Source organism: Microbacterium yannicii PS01, assembly GCF_000304335.1.
GTDB classification, from domain to species: domain Bacteria; phylum Actinomycetota; class Actinomycetes; order Actinomycetales; family Microbacteriaceae; genus Microbacterium; species Microbacterium yannicii_A.
In genome coordinates this window covers 14,029-31,458 of record NZ_CAJF01000007.1, presented here as the reverse complement: position 1 = coordinate 31,458, position 17,430 = coordinate 14,029, and the positions used below count along the sequence as shown (strand labels likewise).

10 protein-coding genes and 1 pseudogene are annotated in these 17,430 nt (G+C 72.0%); 5 read left to right on the top strand and 6 right to left on the bottom strand.

The features are described from left to right. Nucleotides 1–58: 58 nt before the first annotated feature. The gene (locus tag WYM_RS05380; RefSeq protein ID WP_019179810.1) at nucleotides 59–1,183 is read right to left on the bottom strand and encodes a YlbL family protein; all 1,125 of its coding nucleotides are present in this window, start codon (nucleotides 1,181–1,183) and stop codon (nucleotides 59–61) included. A gap of 144 nt (nucleotides 1,184–1,327) precedes the next feature. On the opposite strand from WYM_RS05380, the gene WYM_RS05375 reads away from it, so the two are divergent. Beyond that, nucleotides 1,328–2,779 (top strand): zinc-dependent metalloprotease, encoded by a 1,452-nt coding sequence (locus tag WYM_RS05375; protein ID WP_019179809.1) that lies wholly within the window; start codon nucleotides 1,328–1,330, stop codon nucleotides 2,777–2,779. Nucleotides 2,780–3,542: 763 nt separating this feature from the next. Here WYM_RS05375 and WYM_RS19330 read toward each other — a convergent pair. After that, nucleotides 3,543–5,344 (bottom strand): annotated as a pseudogene (locus WYM_RS19330) (ATP-dependent helicase). Further along, nucleotides 5,341–6,255 carry an NAD(+) diphosphatase gene (nudC, locus tag WYM_RS05365; protein WP_019179808.1) on the bottom strand — a complete coding sequence of 305 codons (915 nt, stop codon included), beginning with the start codon at nucleotides 6,253–6,255 and terminating at the stop codon, nucleotides 5,341–5,343. Before nudC ends, WYM_RS19330 begins: the two are co-directional and overlap by 4 nt. A 60-nt stretch (nucleotides 6,256–6,315) precedes the next feature. Between nudC and WYM_RS05360 the strand changes: the two genes are divergently transcribed. Continuing rightward, a complete protein-coding gene (locus WYM_RS05360) occupies nucleotides 6,316–7,623 on the top strand; it encodes a phosphotransferase (RefSeq protein WP_019179807.1) in 1,308 nt (435 codons plus the stop codon). A gap of 6 nt (nucleotides 7,624–7,629) precedes the next feature. On the opposite strand, the gene WYM_RS05355 is transcribed toward WYM_RS05360, so the two are convergent. Together WYM_RS05355 and WYM_RS05350 are read right to left on the bottom strand one after the other, a co-directional pair. Next, nucleotides 7,630–10,965 (bottom strand): ATP-dependent DNA helicase, encoded by a 3,336-nt coding sequence (locus WYM_RS05355; protein ID WP_019179806.1) that lies wholly within the window; start codon nucleotides 10,963–10,965, stop codon nucleotides 7,630–7,632. Continuing rightward, a complete protein-coding gene (locus WYM_RS05350) occupies nucleotides 10,962–14,210 on the bottom strand; it encodes an ATP-dependent DNA helicase (protein WP_019179805.1) in 3,249 nt (1,082 codons plus the stop codon). The genes WYM_RS05355 and WYM_RS05350 overlap by 4 nt, the downstream gene beginning before the upstream one ends. A 159-nt stretch (nucleotides 14,211–14,369) precedes the next feature. Here WYM_RS05350 and WYM_RS05345 point away from each other — a divergent pair, with 159 nt between their 5' ends. Then, nucleotides 14,370–14,594, top strand: coding sequence for a DUF3107 domain-containing protein (locus tag WYM_RS05345; RefSeq protein WP_019179804.1), 225 nt, complete (start codon nucleotides 14,370–14,372; stop codon nucleotides 14,592–14,594). An 11-nt stretch (nucleotides 14,595–14,605) separates the two neighbouring features. Beyond that, nucleotides 14,606–14,896, top strand: coding sequence for a hypothetical protein (locus WYM_RS05340; protein WP_019179803.1), 291 nt, complete (start codon nucleotides 14,606–14,608; stop codon nucleotides 14,894–14,896). A gap of 15 nt (nucleotides 14,897–14,911) precedes the next feature. On the opposite strand, the gene WYM_RS05335 is transcribed toward WYM_RS05340, so the two are convergent. After that, nucleotides 14,912–15,625, bottom strand: a complete 714-nt coding sequence (locus WYM_RS05335) for a ferritin-like fold-containing protein (protein WP_019179802.1) — start codon at nucleotides 15,623–15,625, stop codon at nucleotides 14,912–14,914. A gap of 189 nt (nucleotides 15,626–15,814) precedes the next feature. On the opposite strand from WYM_RS05335, the gene WYM_RS05330 reads away from it, so the two are divergent. Then, a complete protein-coding gene (locus WYM_RS05330) occupies nucleotides 15,815–17,344 on the top strand; it encodes a DEAD/DEAH box helicase (RefSeq protein ID WP_019179801.1) in 1,530 nt (509 codons plus the stop codon). The last annotated feature ends 86 nt before the right edge of the window (nucleotides 17,345–17,430 follow it).

Here is a 17,430-nt window from a genome sequence, read left to right as displayed (position 1 = left end):
GCGGCTGGTTCTGAGCGCCCGCCGCGTCCGCGCTGGGCGAAATCCCTGAGAATCCGCGTCACGGCGCCGCGCAGGTGGGCAGCGCCGAGGTGTCGCCGTCCTCCCGCACCGCGTCGAGCACGGCGAGGGCGTCGTCGAGGTCCTCGATGGCGAACACCTCGAGCCCGGCAGGGATGTGGCCGACGACCTCGTTGCAGTTCGCCTCGGGCGCGAGGAACCACTCGGCTCCGGCATCCTGAGCGCCCCACAGCTTCTGGCGGATGCCGCCGATGGGTCCCACCGTGCCGTCGGCGGTGATGGTGCCGGTGCCGGCGACCTGCGCGCCGCCGTTGAGCTCTCCGGGCGTGAGGGTGTCGATGATTCCGAGCGCGAACATCATGCCGGCGCTCGGGCCGCCGACATTGTTGAGCTGGATCGTGACATCGATCGGGAAGTCGTAGTCGGTGATGAGGCTCACTCCGATGCGCCACCCGGTCTCCCCGTCGACGGTCGCCTCCTCCGGGGTGACCTCGACGGTCTCCTCGTCGCCGTCCCGCTCGATGAGCAGTTCCACCGGCGCACCCTCGCCCTCCTCGATGATCGACCGCAGCTCGGAGACATCCGTCACGTCCTGACCGTCTGCAGCGAGGATGAGGTCCTCCTCTTCGAGGATCCCCTTCGCGGGTGAGCCGTCGGGAATCGAGTGCACCGCCAGCTGCGCGCCGATGTCGTAGCCGAGCTCGCTCAGCGCGGCGGCGGTGGAGTCCTGCTGGGAGTCGACCATCATGGCCGCGCTCTGCTCGTTGCGCTCCTGGGTGGTCTCGCCCTCCGGGAAGACCGTCTCGATCGGCAGCACCGCCTTGGTCTGATCGAACCAGGCCGTCGCCAGCTCGAACCACGACGGGGTGCGCTCGCGGTTGCCCTGCACCTGCACGGTGAGAAGATCCAGCGCCCCGGCCGTCGGGTAGGTCTCGGCTCCTTCGATCGAGATGAGCGGCACCTCCTCGCCCTCCGAGGAGGTGGCCGACCCCAGCGTGTTGTAGACCGGGCCCGGCTGCTGCACCACATAGGACGTGGGAAGGAACGTGATGATCAGCAGCATCATCATGGCCACGGCGAGAGCCCAGATGCCCGTGATCGTGCGGCGGGACATGCGCTGCCGCGGGGCGGGCGTGATCGTTGTGTTCTCGTCGAACAGGGCCACGCGTGACCTCTCTGTTGTGCCTTGGGGTGGGATGCCGGTCGTTCGCGACCGGCGTAAGGCGTTCGGGGTCCTGGCCGGAGAGTGCGACGGATGCTGCGACTAGCGTAGAGCGAGACGTCATCGACCGGCTGAAAGGCGGCTGAAGTGGCAGGCGACGAGTCCGATTCCAGCAGCGACCAGAGTCCCGAAGAAGAGTTCCAGGAGCTGATCCGTCAGCTCTTCGGGGGTGGCGCGGGAGGCATCGATCCCGAGCAGCTCTCACGGCTGTCGGGCATGAACATCGATCCGGCGATGATGCAGGCGGTGATGAGCCAGCTGCAGGGCGCCTTCGCCGGCGCCGGGCAGGGCGGCATCGCGTGGGACATGGCCGAGCGCCAGGCCCTGCACATCGCGAACCAGGACGGCCTCGGGGTGACCACCGGTCAGCGCACCGACCTGGATCAGGCGTTCTCGCTCGCGACCCTGTGGCTCAGCGAGGCGACGACGATCTCGGAGCTGCCCGCTCCTGCGCAGCCCCTGACGCGCGGCGGCTGGGTCGAGGCCACGCTGCCGGTGTGGCAGCAGCTCGCCGAGCCCGTCGCCACCAGCATCGCCGATGCCCTCACGGCCGCTCTCAGCGAGCAGGCCCCCGAAGACATGCAGGGCCTGGTGCAGGGTGCCGGCCGGCTCATGCGCACCGTGGGCGGCTCGCTGTTCGCGTCGCAGCTCGGGCAGGTCGTCGGCAACCTCTCCAAAGAGGTCGTCAGCGGCGGCGATGTCGGGATCCCGCTGATGCCCGACGGGCAGGCTGCGATCCTTCCCCAGAACTTCGCCGACTTCGGTCGTGACCTCGAGGTTCCCGACGATCAGCTCGCGCTGTACGTCGCGACCCGCGAGCTGGCGCACGCCCGGCTGTTCCGGCACGCACGCTGGCTGCGCCTGCACGTCATCTCGCAGGTGACCGATTTCGCCCGCGGCGTGCACGTCGACACCGGTGCGCTCGAAGACCTCGCATCGCGCTTCGATCCCTCCGAGCCCGAAGAGCTGCGGCGTGCGCTCGAGAGCGGCGCACTGCTCCCCGAGCGCTCCGAGGCGCAGAAGGCGGCGCTCGCGCGTCTGGAGAATCTGCTCGCGACCATCGAGGGCTGGGTCGAGGTCGTCACCGAGGACGCCACGTCTCGGCTGCCCTCGGCACCGCGGATCGCCGAGGCCGTCCGACGCCGGCGCGCGGTCGGCGGCCCTGCCGAGCGGGCGCTGAGCACTCTGGTCGGTCTCGAGCTCCGGCCCCGCCGCATGCGCGAGGCGGCTGCGATGTGGCGCGCGGTGACGGATGCCGTGGGGCCGGCAGCGCGCGACGCGCTGTGGGACTACCCCGACCTCATGCCCCAGGCATCCGATATCGACGATCCGGCGGCTCTCGTGGCGCGACTCGAGGCCCACGCTCGCGGCGAGGAGCCGGCGCCCGACGAGATGGACGACGCCCTGGCGCGGCTGCTGTCGGCCGAAGACCAGCGGGGAGCCGATGCGGGAGGGGACGCACCCGCGGACCCGTCCGATCCCGACCCGGGCCCCTCGGACGACGGCCCCGCCTCCCCCGACGACCAGCGTCCGGCTTAGCAGCGACTCCTCCACAGGACCGGGACGGCGCCCTCGCCTTCCGGATCCTGTGGACAGCGCCCGCACGGTGCCTCCGCCGGGAAGGATCGAGAGATGCTGCGCATCGATCCCGCCCACCCGCCGGTGTGGCGCTCCGCCACCGTCCTGCAGTTCGGCGGCGAATCCGTCGCCGTGATCGACGATCCGCGGCCGTGGCAGCTGCGTCTGGTGCGCGAACTCGAGAACGGCATCCCGGACGACGCGTACGTGCCGTTCGCCCAGGCGCTGGGGGCACCCTCCGGCGACGCCGCCACCCGCTTCCTCGCCCGCATCCGGCGGGCACTCGCGCGGCCGAGCCCGACTCGGCGGCTCGTCACGCTCCGGGCCGGCGAGGATGTGCCGGACGATCAGCGCGACGCGGTCGGCACCGGCCTCGCCGCCGCGGGGATCGAGATCGACCTCGCACCGCCTTACGCGTCGCTCGACGAGACGCACGCCGACGCGATCGCGGTCGTCCTCGTCGTGCACCGCGTGGTCCCGCCGGCCGCCGCCGCCGCACTCATGTCGCACGATCTGGTGCACGTTCCGGTCGTCTTGACCGGCTCCGGGGCCGAGGTCGGGCCGATCGTGACCCCGGGGCTGTCTCCCTGCCTGTCGTGCGTCGCGGCACATCGTCGCGATCGCGAGCCGTCGTGGCCCGCCGTCGCCGCCCAGCTCCTCGGGCGCGGGGTCGAGTCCGATGCGTCGGTGGCCTGGGAGGCGGGGCTGGTCGCCGGGCGTCTGATCAGCGAGCGCGAGGGACGCCGGTCGTCCTCTCGGAGCCGGTCGGTGACGCTGCGCGCCGGTTCGCTGCACCGGACCGTGCGGGAGCACCGACCGCACGCAGAGTGCCGCTGCCGATCTCTCGCAGGAAGCGGGACGGCTGCCGCTCCCGTCCTCCTCGAGACCACGTCAGAGAGAGCGTTCGCCCGGCCCGCGTGATGCCCACGTACGCCAGGCGACGCTCCTCGTCGACCTGCTCGAAGGTCGTCGCGTAGGAGATGGGCAGAAGACCCTCGGCCACCCCCACCAGGTGGACGTGATCCCATTCGAGGCCTTTCGCCGCGTGAAGGGTGGCCAAAGTCACGGTGCGCAGCGCAGGCTCATCGTGAGCGCGCGCCCGCGCGGTGAGCTCGTCGGTGAAGGCGCGCAGCGTGGTGCCGGGGGGCGCCTCCTGTGCCAGCCTCAGCAGGGCCGCCCGGGCCTCCCACGCGTCACGGAGTGCGCCGCCCGCCTGCGGCGGCTCGTCGGTGAGCCCGAGAGACCGCAGCACGTCGCGCACGGTGTCGATGAATCCGCTTTCGAGCGGGGCGACGGACGCCCCGCGCAGCGCCATCACGCCCTGTCGCACCTCGGGCAGGTCGAAGAAGCGCTTGCCCCCGAGGACGCTGGCGGCGATACCGGCGTCCGCGAGCGCGGCGACGAGCTCGGCCGACTGCGAGTGCGCCCTGTAGAGCACGGCGATCTGCCGAGGGTCGACGCCCCCGGCGATCTGTGAGGTGATCCGGGCGGCGATCGCACGGGCCTCTGCCCGGTCGTCGTCGAAGGCCGTCACGGTGGGCATCGAAGGGTCGGCGGGCCCCTCGCCGATCCCGTCGGACCCGTCGTCCGGCGCGGCGCTCACGGCGGCGGTCAGTTGGAGCGCACCGGGGCGCCCGCGCATCAGCTCGTTCGCGACACCGAGGATCGCGGTATCCGAGCGGTAGTTGGTCTCGAGGCGCACCACCCGGGCCTCTTCGTAGCGCTTGTCGAAGTCGAGCAGGAAACGGGCCTCGGCGCCGGCGAACGAGTAGATGGTCTGGCTGGCGTCGCCCACCACGCACAGGTCCCGCCGGTCGCCGAGCCACAGCTCGAGGAGCCGGTTCTGCAGCGGGGAGACATCCTGGAACTCGTCGACGGTGAAGTGGCGATACTGCTCGCGCACGGCCTTCGACACCTTCGGCTCGGCCTCGAGCATGCCGGCACAGGCCAGGAGCACGTCTTCGAAGTCGAGCTGGCGCCGCTCGTCCTTGAGCTTCTCGTACGCGCGCTGCAACGCCACCACGCGGTCGACGCTGAGCCTTCCGACCCCGTTGGGTCGCGCGGCCGCGTACTCCTCGATGCTCAGCATCGAGACCTTCCGCCACTCGATGCCGCTCGCGACGTCGCGCAGCGTCGCCACGTCGGGACTGATCCCCACGCCGTCGGCTGCATGGGCGAGCAGCCGCACCTTGTTGTCGACGATCGAAGGAGCGGTATCGCCGGCCAGAGTCGGCCAGAAGTAGTTCAGCTGCGCAAGGGCCGCCGCGTGGAACGTGCGTGCCGCGACGCCGTCGACGCCGAGCGCGCGCAACCTGCCCCGCATCTCGCCGGCCGCCTTGGCCGTGAAGGTCACCGCCATCACCCGGCCGGTGAGTACGCACCCGTGTCGACACCGTGGGCGATGCGGTGCGTGATGACTCGCGTCTTTCCGGTGCCGGCACCGGCCAGCACGGCCACAGGTCCGCGCAGGGCGGTCACCGCTTCGAGCTGACGTTCGTCCAGCCTCCCGAGCACCTTGCCGCTCATGCCGTCCCCGCGTGCCACTCGCTGATCAGCCGGTGCGCGATCGACGTGCGGCCCGGCAGCGTGAAGTCCGCCTCGCCGGCCAGGCCCGCGCCGATCTCGGCGCGTGTGAACCAGCGCACGGCCACGATCTCCTCACCGTCCGGACGGGCGGCCGCGTCGTCACGCGCCGCGGCGAGGAACCCGACCATGAGCGAGCGCGGGTACGGCCACGCCTGCGAGCCGCGGTAGCGGACCGTGCCGACGGCGATCCCCGACTCCTCCTCGACCTCACGTCGCACCGCTGCTTCGAGCGACTCGCCGGCCTCCACGAAACCGGCGAAGCAGGAGTAGCGGTCAGAGCCCCAGAGCGCGTTGGAGCCCAAGAGGAGGACATCGGGATCAGTGGCGCTCGTGATGGCGACGATGATCGCGGGATCGGTGCGGGGGAAGTGCTGTCGTCCGCAGTTCGGGCATCGACGCGACCACCCGGCGTCCACCAGATTCGTGCGGGCTCCGCATGCCGGGCAGTGCGGCGCGTCGAGGATCCAGCGCCCCAGGCTGACCGCCTCCACGAAGATGCCGGCGTCCTCGGCCGAGAGCGCGCCACCGATCGTGCGCAGTCCCGCCCACCCGGCGGGCGCGGCGAACAGCGGATCCTCCGAGGCGGGGAACACCGCGGCGAGCACCGCGGCGCCGTCGGGGCGGCGGCCGAGAAGGGCCCATTCGGCGCCATCCGGCACGTCGGCCGGGGCCATCCACGACAACGAAGTGGGCGTCGCCAGCGGGGCCTGGTCGGCGCTCACGACGAGCACACGCGTAGCCGTGTCGGCGCGCGCGCTCTCCAGGACGTCCGGATCGGCCCGCTCCGCCGCTGCGCGGTCCCATTCGGCTCGTGCCGGGAGCGGAACGCTCGGGCTGTCGGGCGCCGTCATCGAGGATCCTCCAGGGCGTGGCGCGGGGGCTGACGAGCGTGCCCGACCTACCCTGGGCACATGGCACGCTCACCCCTCACTCTAGCCGCGTCCGTCACGTCGGCTCTGCCGCGGGCCGGCGTCGTCGGAGTCGGCGCGCTGACGGAAGGGACCACCGGCCGCTACGACTCTGCGGTCGCCGATCTCGACGACGGCCGCCGTGTCGTCGTCCGGGTCCCTGCCGACGCGGACGCCGACCCCGAACTGTCGGCACAGGTGAGAGCACTGCGCGCGCTGACCCCCGGCGTACGCGCTCTGCTGCCGTTCCGTGCCCCTGAGCTCCTCGGCGAGGCGGGGCTGGGCGGCGCCCGCGTCGTGGTCGTGGACTTCCTCCCGGGCTATCGCGTCGACGCCGCTCACCTTCCGCCGGGGCGGGGGGCGGCGACCTCTGTCGGCTCCGCGCTCGCAGCCGTCCACGCGCTTCCGTCGTCGGTCGTCCGGGCGGAGGGCCTTCCCGCACGCACCACATCGCAGGTGCGAGCCGACGTCGTGCGCCTCGTCGACCGAGCCGCCGCGACCCGTCGTCTGCCGGTTCGCCTCGAGAGCCGCTGGCGCACCGCCGCGGACGCCGATGAGCTCTGGCGATTCGAGTCGGCGGTCGTCCTGGGCGGCGTCGGCGCCGCGTCGTTCCTCTTCGAGGACGTCGACGACGTGCCGACCGTGACCGGCCTTCTCGAATGGCACGGGCTGTCGATAGGCGACCCGGCCGTGGACCTGCAGTGGCTCGCGTCAGCACCGGCCGCGGCCGACGACGTGTATGCCGCCTACGTCGCTTCCAGCGGCCGGGCGCCCGATGCCCGCGCTCGTGAGCGTGCACGACTCTACGCCGAGCTCGAGTTCGCCAAGTGGCTGGTGCACGGTCACGAGATCGGCCGCGACGACATCGTCTCGGACGCGGTCGAGCTGCTCGACTCGCTGGCGGCCGGGGTCGCCGACGACAAGATCGTGACGGATGCCGCGCTCGGCGTCGACGATGCGATCGCGCTTCTCGACCGGACGCCCGACGCCGCTGCGCCCGCAGTCGACACGTCGATGCACACCGATGCCTACGATCCGGAGGAGCTCGCCCAGTGGGTCGCCGACGAGTCGGAGGATGAGGACGACGAGCCCGCCGCGTCGCAAGCCTCCGCCACCGGCGCCGTCTCGCACGACATCGACCCGGCGGAGGCCTCCGCTCCGGAAGGGCTGTTCCACGACGACACGTCCACGGCGCCGATCGAGCTTCCCACCGCACCTCGTCTTCCCGTCCAGCCCGCCGACGACGCGGATGCCGCCGCCGACGCCGAGCGGGCGTCCGAGGCCGCGCTGCGTCGCTGGATGGCCGACTGAGCCCTCTCAGCTGCGCAGGATGACGTCCTCGCCGACGTAGTACAGCGCGACGTCGATCTCTTCCATCGGCACGCCGTGCTTCGCGTGGTACGCCTGCCGATACAGCTCGAGCTGCAGCATCCGCTCGTCCTTCTCTCTATCGGTGCGAGGCGCGGCCCCGGTCTTCCAGTCGACGATCTCGATCCGCCCGCCGCGATCCTCGCGCCGGTAGACGGCGTCCAGCTTGCAGATCACGATGTGCGGCAGCCCATCCGGACCGGTGGTGGTGAAGTCGATCTCGGTCTCGACCTCGATCGGCTGCAGGGCGGCCCATTCCGAGGTGAGGAACCGCTCACGCAACGCCTCCAGCGCAAGAGCGTCCGAGGCGCTCGCATCGGTGCCCGGAAGATCGTCGTCCATCTCCCACAGTGCGTCATCGAGCGACCCGCCCAGGCCGGCGCGACCGGAGCGCTGCTCGACCCAGGCGTGGAACAGCGTGCCGAGACGGGTCTGGCGGAACGGGCGCTCCGGGAGCGGCCGAGCGATGCGAGCGAGCGTGCCCTCGAGATCCGCGGCGTACTCCTTGTAGCGCGAGGCGGCGATCCGGGTCGGCGCGCGCCGGACCGGTTCTGCCCGGCGGGCGTCGCGCTCGGCGAGGAGCAGCGCGGCATGCGCGTCGAGCGATCCCCGCTCCTCTGCCTGCGCGGTCGCGACGGCATCCGCCGCCTCTTCGACCGCCGGCCTGCGCGCGCCCAGCGGCTCGATCGGCCATTGCAGGGTGCGTCGCTCGCCCTGATAGGGGTCCTCGCCGGGATCGTCCTCTTCGAGGCTGATCCCGAGGGCATCGGCCATCTCGACGAAGAACGTGCTGCGCGCGCGTGGCCGCTTCGTTCCGGACCAGCTCGAGCCCGTGAGCAGGAGATGGTCGCGCGCCCTCGTGACCGCCACGTACGCGAGCCGCCGATCCTCGTCGAGCTGCCGAGCGCGGTTGGCCTCGACGAACGCGTCGATGGCGGCCTTGAGGTCCTGCTGGGTCTGCGCTGACTGCCAGGCCAGCGCGGGAAGCCACGGCGAGTCGCCGCGGAAGGCGTATGGCAGGACGCCGAACCCGAGCCAGGCCTTCGTGTCGCGGGGAGCGCTGGGAAGCTCGTCCTTGACCAGCCGGACGACGGCGACCGCGTCCCACTCCAGTCCCTTGGACCCGTGGATGGTGAGCAGCTGCACCACGTCGTCCTCGGGCGGCTCGGTGCGCGGGGCGAACTCGTCGAGCTGCTCGGCTTGGTCGAGCCACGCCAGCAGGCTCGAGAGGGAGCCGGTCTCGTCGGCGGCGAGGAACGCGTGCACCTCGTCGACGAACGCCCGGAGCTGCGCGGAGGCCACGCGCGCCGGACCGCGCGCCTCGTTGGCCGCCAGCTCCACATCCAGGCGCAGCTCGAGCTCGACCAGGCGCACCAGCTCCGGGATCGGCATGCCGACGGCCTGGCGGAGCCCGGCGAACACCGAGCCGGCCTCCCGCAGGCGCTCACGCGCGTCGGGCGTGAAGCCGGCGAGCCAGCCGTGGTCGGGCGTGTGACGCAGCACGAAGTCGAGCGCGTCCACCAGCGAGCCGTCGTCGTCCGCCGCACTGCCGCGGATGCGCTCCACGACCTCCGGGGCGAGCGGCTGGAGTGCCGCGTCGTGCCGCGCGATGCGTCGCGCCAGCGCGGCGAGCTCGCGCAGGTCGGGCAGGCCGATCGACCAGCGTGGTCCCGACAGGAGCCGGATGAGCGCCGACCCCGCGGCCGGGTCGCTGATCACACGAAGCGCGCACACGACGTCCACGACCTCGGGAGTCGAGAGCAGCCCGCCGAGACCCAGGATGCGGTGGGGAATGCCGCGACGACCCAGGGCGTCGCCGAAGCGCACCATGTGCTTCTTGCTGCGGAACAGGATCGCGCCGGTGGTGGCCAGGCCCCCGTGTCTTCGCTCGGTGCGCACTCGATCGAACCACTCCGCCACCCGATCCGCCTCGGCGTCGAGGTCGTTGTCGAAGCCGAGCTCGATGGCGCCGGTGGGTGCGGCCGGCCGGGCGCGCAGTTCCTGGACGGCCACGGTGGAAGCCGAGGCGAGGGGCGCGAGCACCGCGTTGGCCGCAGTGAGCACGACGGAGCTGTTGCGCCAGCTCGTGAGCAGGGCGAACTGCGCGCACGGGCGGTCGGGCGAGAATGCGGCGGCGAAGCCGCCGAGGTTGCCGGCGCTCGCGCCGCGCCACCCGTAGATCGCCTGATGAGGGTCTCCGACGGCCATAACACCCGTGCCGGCGAAGAGCGTCGCGAGCAGATCGGTCTGCACCACGGAGGTGTCCTGGTACTCGTCCAGCAGCACGACCCGGTATCGGGCGCGAAGCTCCTCGCCTACCGCAGCGTGCCCCGCGACCGCCTCGAGGGCGCCGGCGACCTGATCGGAGAAGTCGATGACGCCGAGGCGCCGCTTCTCGGCGGCGTACTCCCGCGCGAGGTCGGAGAGCAGGGCGAGGGCGCCGACCTTCTCGACCGCCTCGGCCACGTCGGCGTAGACGGTGGTGCCTTTGCGAGTGGACGGGAGCTCACGCACCGCACGGAAGCGCTCGGGGAACGACGCGAGTGCATCGAAATCGACGAGATTGTCGACGCCGTCACGGGCGATCCGCAGCGCCGCGTCGACGATGCTGCGCACCGCCTCTCCGCGCTCCTCCAGACGAGGGTCATCGGATGCGAAGACCACCCGGCGCATGAGCAGCCAGGCGGCGGATTCGGACAGGACGGCGGCCTCGGCATCCCTCCCGATCCGCACCGCGTTCTCGCGCACGATCTGGTCGGCGAAGCTGTTGTACGTCGCGACCGTCGGCCGATGCAGGAGCGCGTCGTCTGCCACCTCCTGCGGCGACGCGCCGACCGCCCGGGCCAGCGCCTCCAGGGCGTGGTGTCGCGCCGCCGCGGCCCGGGCGCCGTCGCCCTCGGAGCGCTCCAGCTCGCCGAAGATCGCCAGCCGCCCCTCCTCGGCCAGCGCGGGAAGGTGCGGCAGGAGGCCCCGGCGCTCGAACTCGCCCAGCCGCGCCAGCCGCTTCTGGATGCGCTCCGCCAGTTCGCCGGCGGCCTTGCGGGTGAAGGTGAGGCCCAGCACCTCGTCGCGGCGGACGAGCCCGTTGGCGACCAGCCACACGACCCGCGCCGCCATCGTCTCGGTCTTTCCGCTGCCGGCGCCGGCCACGACGAGGGCGGGCTCGAGTGGCGCCTCGATCACCGCGGTCTGCTCGCCGGTCGGCGGGAACTGCCCGAGCGCCGTCGCGATGACCCGCGCGGAGAGGAGAGGCCCCGTCACGGCGGGGCGGTCCGCCGTGCTCACGAGGCGCTCACCGCGCCGACGGTGTGGATGCGGCACAGCCCGTACGCGTGCTCATCGCGGCAGTGCTCCTCGTAGGGCGCCGTGAACGATGTGCCCCGCATGACAGCGACCGCGGCACGCACGCGCGAGAGGAACGCCTCCCGTCGGTCGTCGTCGAACGGCGGCTGCCAGGGGGTGACGTAGTCGGACTTCGCCGCCGTCGGACGAAGGACGAGCAGCTTCGCCCCGCCGGGCTCGTGCCCCGCCGCCGCCGGAATCACCCCCGACTCGAAGGCCAGCTGGTAAGCCCCCAGCTGCGGGTTGTCGACGACCTTGGCGTCGGTCTGCGGCTCGCGCTTGCCGGTCTTCAGGTCCATGATGACGACGGTGCCCTCGGGGGTGAGCTCGACCCGATCGATGTACCCCGACAGCAGCACGCGATGTGCGGAAGATTCGCCGACGAGAGGAATAGGCACCTCGAAGTGCGGCTCCGCGCCGATCAGTGCACCGCCCGCCTGCTCGAAGCGGTGCAGGTACAGGTGAAGACGCCGCACGAGGTCGCGCGCCCGGTTCTGCTCGGCTCGATCCCGCCACGGAGCTTCGAACGACAGCTCGCCCCAGCGGGATTCGACCTCGGCCCACAGGGACGCCTCGTCCGACCCGGCGGCATGCTCGAGCGCCGCGTGGATGATGGTGCCGAGACCGGCGGTCGTGCTCCCGGGGTCGCCGCCCAGATCGCCGATGACCCAGTTGAGCTCGCACTCCTCGAGCGCGTGCAGGCGCGATGGCGACACCCGCACGTCCTCGCGCGACAGATCGCGCAGCGGACCGGTCGACGTGGGCGCCGGGATCCCGTACCACTCGGTGGGCGCCGCCCCCGCGACCCCGGCATCCGCCAGCAGAGCGAGCTGCGCGGCGGCATGGTCGGCGGCGGGCCGGTTCGCACCCTCGGTGAGGGTTCGCCGATGCCGGGCGACGAGACCGCGCAGGGTGAGCGGATGGTCGAGCACATAGCGCTCGGGATCGGGCAGCAGCTCGAAGAAGGCGCTGGGCCCGGTGTCGTCGTCGTCCACGGCGGTGACGACGACGCGCGCCCGGGCTCGGGAGAGCGCGCGCGCGAGGAGCCGCAGTTCGTCGTGCATCGCAGCGCGCCGACGATCGAACACGCCGGCCGCCTCGCCGTCGGCGCGGGTCGCAGCATCGGCCAGCCGCCAGGTGTCGAGCAGACTCCCGCGCAGACGCGTGTTCGGCCAGACCCTGTCCTGCACGCCCGCCACGATGACGGTGTCGAATTCGAGCCCGAGCGCCCCGGCCGGGGTCAGCACCCGGACGGTGTCGTCCCGGACCGGCACGTCGAGCCGGTCGTCGGCCACGCCGCTGTCGAGTATGCCGCGCACGAAGACACGGGGATCGGCGTCGAGCGATCGCTCCACGAAGCGCTTGGCCGCCTGGAAGAGCGCGACGAGCGCGTCGAGATCGCGGCCCGCCTGTTCGGCCAGCGGACCCCGCCCCCGCGCGAGCTCGGACCACACCCGCTCGAGCCCGCTCCGGTTCCACGCGGTCCACAGCAGCTCGTGCGCCGTCGCACCGCGGTCGAGCTCGGCCCGCAGGACCGAGAGCGTGCGCGCCAGCGTGGCGGCGCGCCGCGCTTCCCGTGTGTCGACGAGGTCGAACTCGAGCGGTTGCGACATGGCGGAGAGCAGCAACTCGCGGCCCGAGCGTTCGGGCAGCTCCTCCGCGACCTCCGCCGCGCCGTGCGCGTCGGCCTCCGAGACTCCGTCGAGAAGGTCCGGAGCGGCGCCGTCGTCGCTGCTCTGCGCAGCAGCGTCGAGGGACCGCCGAAGCTCGATGTGACGGAGGGCGGATCGGAGGCGGCGCAGCTCGATGGCGTCGAGGCGCCCGTAGGTGCCGAGGAGCGCGGCCGAGACGTCGTCGAAGGACCACTGGTCGGTTGCGGCGAGATCGATCAGGCGCAGCAGGTCCTGCACCGGCCGCTGCCTGCCGAGCGCGCGCCCGGGGCCGCTGGAACGCACGGGCACCTCGCGCGCCGCGAGCTCGGCCTCGAGCGCGGCGACCTGGCGGGTGTCGTGCGCGATGACCGCCAAGGCGTCCCACGGGACGCCGTCGTGGACGTGGCGCTCGCGCAGCAGCCGTGCGATCGCGTCGAACTCCTCGGCCGGCGACCGCAGCGTCAGCGCGCGGACCGAGCCGTCGGGATCGACATCGACGGCGCCGCCGCGATGGGCGACGACGCCCACAGCGCCGATGCGCTGGGTGATGCGTCGCACCAGCTCGCGCTGCCACGGCGTTCCCCGGTGCGGATCGGGAAGCACATGCATCTTGCCGAGCGATGCCGTCAGCCGGGCGAAGTTCTCGGGGGTGGCGCCGCGGAACGAGCCCGATCCGACGTCGGGGTCGCCGAAGGCGAGCACCGCCGCACCCCGCGCGTGTACCGCCTCCAGCAGCTCCACGCCGCCGAGTGTCAGCTCCTGCGCGTCGTCGACGAGCACCACGCGCACACGATCGATCGCGGGGATGCCGGCGGTCGCGGTGCGCAGCAGCCCCACCGCCTCGCGGACGAGGCCGGCGGCATCCCGGTGCGCCCCTCGCATGTCGGCGCGCACCTGTAGGTACTCCGCGAAGAAGGACGACAGCGCGATCCACGCCGGGTTGTCGTGGCGCTCCCCCAGCGCTCGCAGCCGGGCCGGCTCGATGCCGAGCGTCGTGCACTCGGCGAGGAAGGTGCGCACCTCGGTGCGGAAACCCGCCGTGCCGCGGACTTCGGTCGCAAGCCACTCCGGCCAGCGACTGCGGCCGGTCGCCTCGTCCTCGGCGTCGCCCTCGAGCAGGTCGCGGATGATCTGATCCTCGTCGCCGCCGGTCAGCAGCTGGGGTGGATCCGCCTCGGCCACCACGGCGTGAGCGCGCACGAGCTGGAATGCGTACGAGGCGACGGATCGCGCGAGCGGCCCCGAGGTCGCCCGCCCCACGGCGAGTCCCAGGCGGTCGCGGAGTGCGGTGGCCGTCTGACGCGAGGGGGTGAGCACCAGGATGGCGTCGGGATCCATGCCCCGCTCCACCAGCGCCGCCACGCGGGCCACCAGCGTCGTGGACTTCCCGGAGCCGGGCGCGCCCACCACGACGCCCGATGCCTCGACCGGAAGCTGCAGGACGGCCAGCTGAGCCTCGTCGGGAGATAAAGTCGCCACCGGCTCAGGAGGCACGGCGGCGCCCTCGCGGGAGAGCACGTTCTGCCGGGGCACCATGCACTCGACGCTAGCGCGGGCCGGCGACATCGGGCGTTCGCCCAGAGCGTTTCGTGCGCGACCGGGACCCCTGGCACGGTGTCGTAGAGTTGCCATGCGTCCGGGGAGCCCTCAGCCTTTCGGCAAGTACACCGTCGCCCCGCGCAGGAGGTCAGTCACGTGGAGATCCGCATCGGCATCGCGAACACCGGCCGCGAGCTCAACTTCGAGACCAATGAGTCCGCGGCGGACGTGAAGAAGTCCCTCGCCGCGGCGCTGGACGCGAACGCGACGCACGTGACGCTCTCGGACGCCAAGGGGAACTCCTACATCATCCCCACCGCCGCGCTGGCCTACGTCGAGCTGGGCACCGAAGAGTCCCGGCGCGTCGGCTTCGTCGCCTGACCGGTCACGACATGCAGATCCTGCTGGCGTTCATCCTCGGCGCCGTCATCGGCATCGGCATCCACTTCCAGCTGCACCAGCGGCTCACGCGCGGAGTCGTCGTCGCACCGATGATCGGAGCCGTCTCGGCCGGACTGGCCTGGACGATCCTGACCTGGGCGGGCGTCGGCATCGACACGCCATGGCCGTGGCTCGCGGCCCTCATCGTGCCGATCGCTGTCACCTATCCCGCCGTCATCCTGCTCTCACGCGTGCGCGTCGCCCATGACGCCCGCGAGAAGGCGCGGCTCGGGATCGGCTGAGACGCCGGCGGCGGCTCAGGCAGCCAGCCCCATCGCGTCCATGCGGCGCGAGTGCGCGGCCATCAGCTCGGTGAACACCGGCTCGACCTTCTCCTGGTCGGCGGCGCCCAGCGTCGCCCGCCGCAGCGCGGCTCGCGCGATGAGGAGCGTGTCTCCCACCAGACGCCGGCCCCACATCGCGAGAAGCGACTTCCACTCCGGGTCGCTGGCGATGGTCTCGCCGATCAGCTCGACCAGCGCCTGGCGCGCAGCATCTGCCTGGAGGATCCGCGCGACACGATCGCCGGTGTCTCCGTAGCTCGCCGAGAGCGCGAGGTAGAAGTCGTCGAGCATGCCGGCCGTGATGTGCACCGACAGCATGGTCTCCTCCGGTCGGACGCCGTGCGTCGCGCGGCGGAAGGCGTCGAGCGGCTCACGGAACGGAAGCATGAGCCGGGTCGGCTCGGCGCCGCGCTCCCGGATGAGGGCGACGAGCGCCTCGTGCTTGGTGAACGCCGCACCGGCGGCGCGTGAGAGCGCCTCCTTCTCGGCGAGCTCGGGCGTGGTCTGGATGAGCTCGCTGAGCGTCTCGAAGAAGCCGAGCTGCAGGTACGCCGCCTGGCCGAGAAAGGTGTCGATGTCGGGTGCGAGCTCTTCGAAGTCGACGCGGTTGGCGCCGCTCAGCTCGTCCCGGGACCTCAGCTGGAGCTTGCGCCCGGTCTCCCGGCGTTGCCAGAACCACTTCACCACGCCAGCCAGCCTAATGGGGACGCTTCCGCAACCTCCGGTATCGTGGACTCCGGCCCCGGCGTCGGATCGGGGCGCCCGCGCCTGTGGCTGAGAGTAGGGCGTGGATTTCACCTCCGCCCGCGCGCCGCCGACGGCGCCGCGCCGGGGCAAGGACCCAGGCAGCATCTCACTGCCGGACAGGCATTCATCGTGACGACCTTCGCCGAACTCGGCGTCGACCAGGACATCGTCGATACGCTCGCGGCTCGCGGCATCGTCGACTCCTTCCCGATCCAGGAGCAGACCATCCCCCTCGGCCTTCCCGGCCAGGACATCATCGGACAGGCGAAGACGGGTACTGGCAAGACCTTCGGCTTCGGCATCCCGGTCGTGCAGCGGCTCGGACCTGACCCTGCGCCGGGCGTCAAGGCGCTCATCGTCGTCCCCACGCGCGAGCTCTGCGTCCAGGTCTACGAAGACATGGACATGCTCACCTCGGGCCGGTCGACGAGCGTCGTCGCCATCTACGGCGGCAAGGCGTACGAGGGTCAGATCGATCAGCTGAAGGCCGGCGCGCAGATCGTGGTCGGCACCCCCGGTCGCCTGATCGACCTGAACAACCAGCGCCTGCTGGATCTTTCGCACGCCACCGAGGTGGTCCTCGACGAGGCCGACAAGATGCTCGACCTCGGCTTCCTGCCCGACATCGAGAAGATCTTCTCCAAGGTGCCGCCGATCCGTCACACGCAGCTCTTCTCCGCGACGATGCCGGGCCCGATCGTGGCGCTGGCGCGCCGCTTCATGTCGAACCCGATCCACATCCGCGCGACCGACCCTGATGAGGGCCTGACGCAGGCGAACATCCGTCACCTCGTGTACCGCGCTCACTCGCTCGACAAGGACGAGGTCATCGCCCGCATCCTGCAGGCCGACGGCCGCGGCAAGACCGTCATCTTCACGCGCACCAAGCGCGCCGCCCAGAAGCTCGTCGACGAGCTCAACGACCGCGGCTTCAACGCCGGGGCCGTCCACGGCGACATGAGCCAGGAGGCCCGCGAGCGATCGATGGCCGGGTTCAAGGCCGGCAAGAAGGACGTCCTCATCGCGACCGACGTCGCCGCGCGGGGCATCGACGTCGACGACGTGACGCATGTGATCAACCACACGATCCCCGACGACGAGAAGGCCTACCTGCATCGCGTGGGTCGCACCGGCCGTGCCGGCAAGACGGGCATCGCGGTGACCTTCGTGGACTGGGACGACCTGCACAAGTGGGCCCTCATCAACCGCGCGCTGGAGTTCGGTCAGCCCGAGCCCGTCGAGACGTACTCGTCGAGCCCGCACCTGTACGAGGACCTCGGCATCCCGGCCGGCACGAAGGGCCGCATCGCGACGGCGCCGAAGACCCAGGCCGTTCGCGTTCAGCCGCAGCGGGCGACGGATGCCGCAGCCGAGGTGGAAGTGAACGGTGACGGTCAGCCGCGCCGTCGTCGCCGGCGCCGCGGTGCGGGGGCCGATCGGGTCGGCGCCACCTTCGCTGAAGGCGCGGATTCGAATCCCGACAGCGTCGGAGCGTCAGCGGGGGAATCCGGCCATGCCGCGACGGCTCGCTCGGCAGAGGGCGCCGGCACGCACGACGGCGGGGGCAAGGAGCACCACGACGGCCACCCCGCCCCCCGTCGGCGCCGCCGCCGTCGCGGCGGTTCGGGCGCTTCCAGCGCCGCACCCGCCGGAGCCTGAGCGACCCGCGCGAATTTCTCTGCCGCAATCGACACGGTGCGGTCTTTCGGCGCTATCGTGAGCCCCGATGCGGTGCGTAGCGCCGC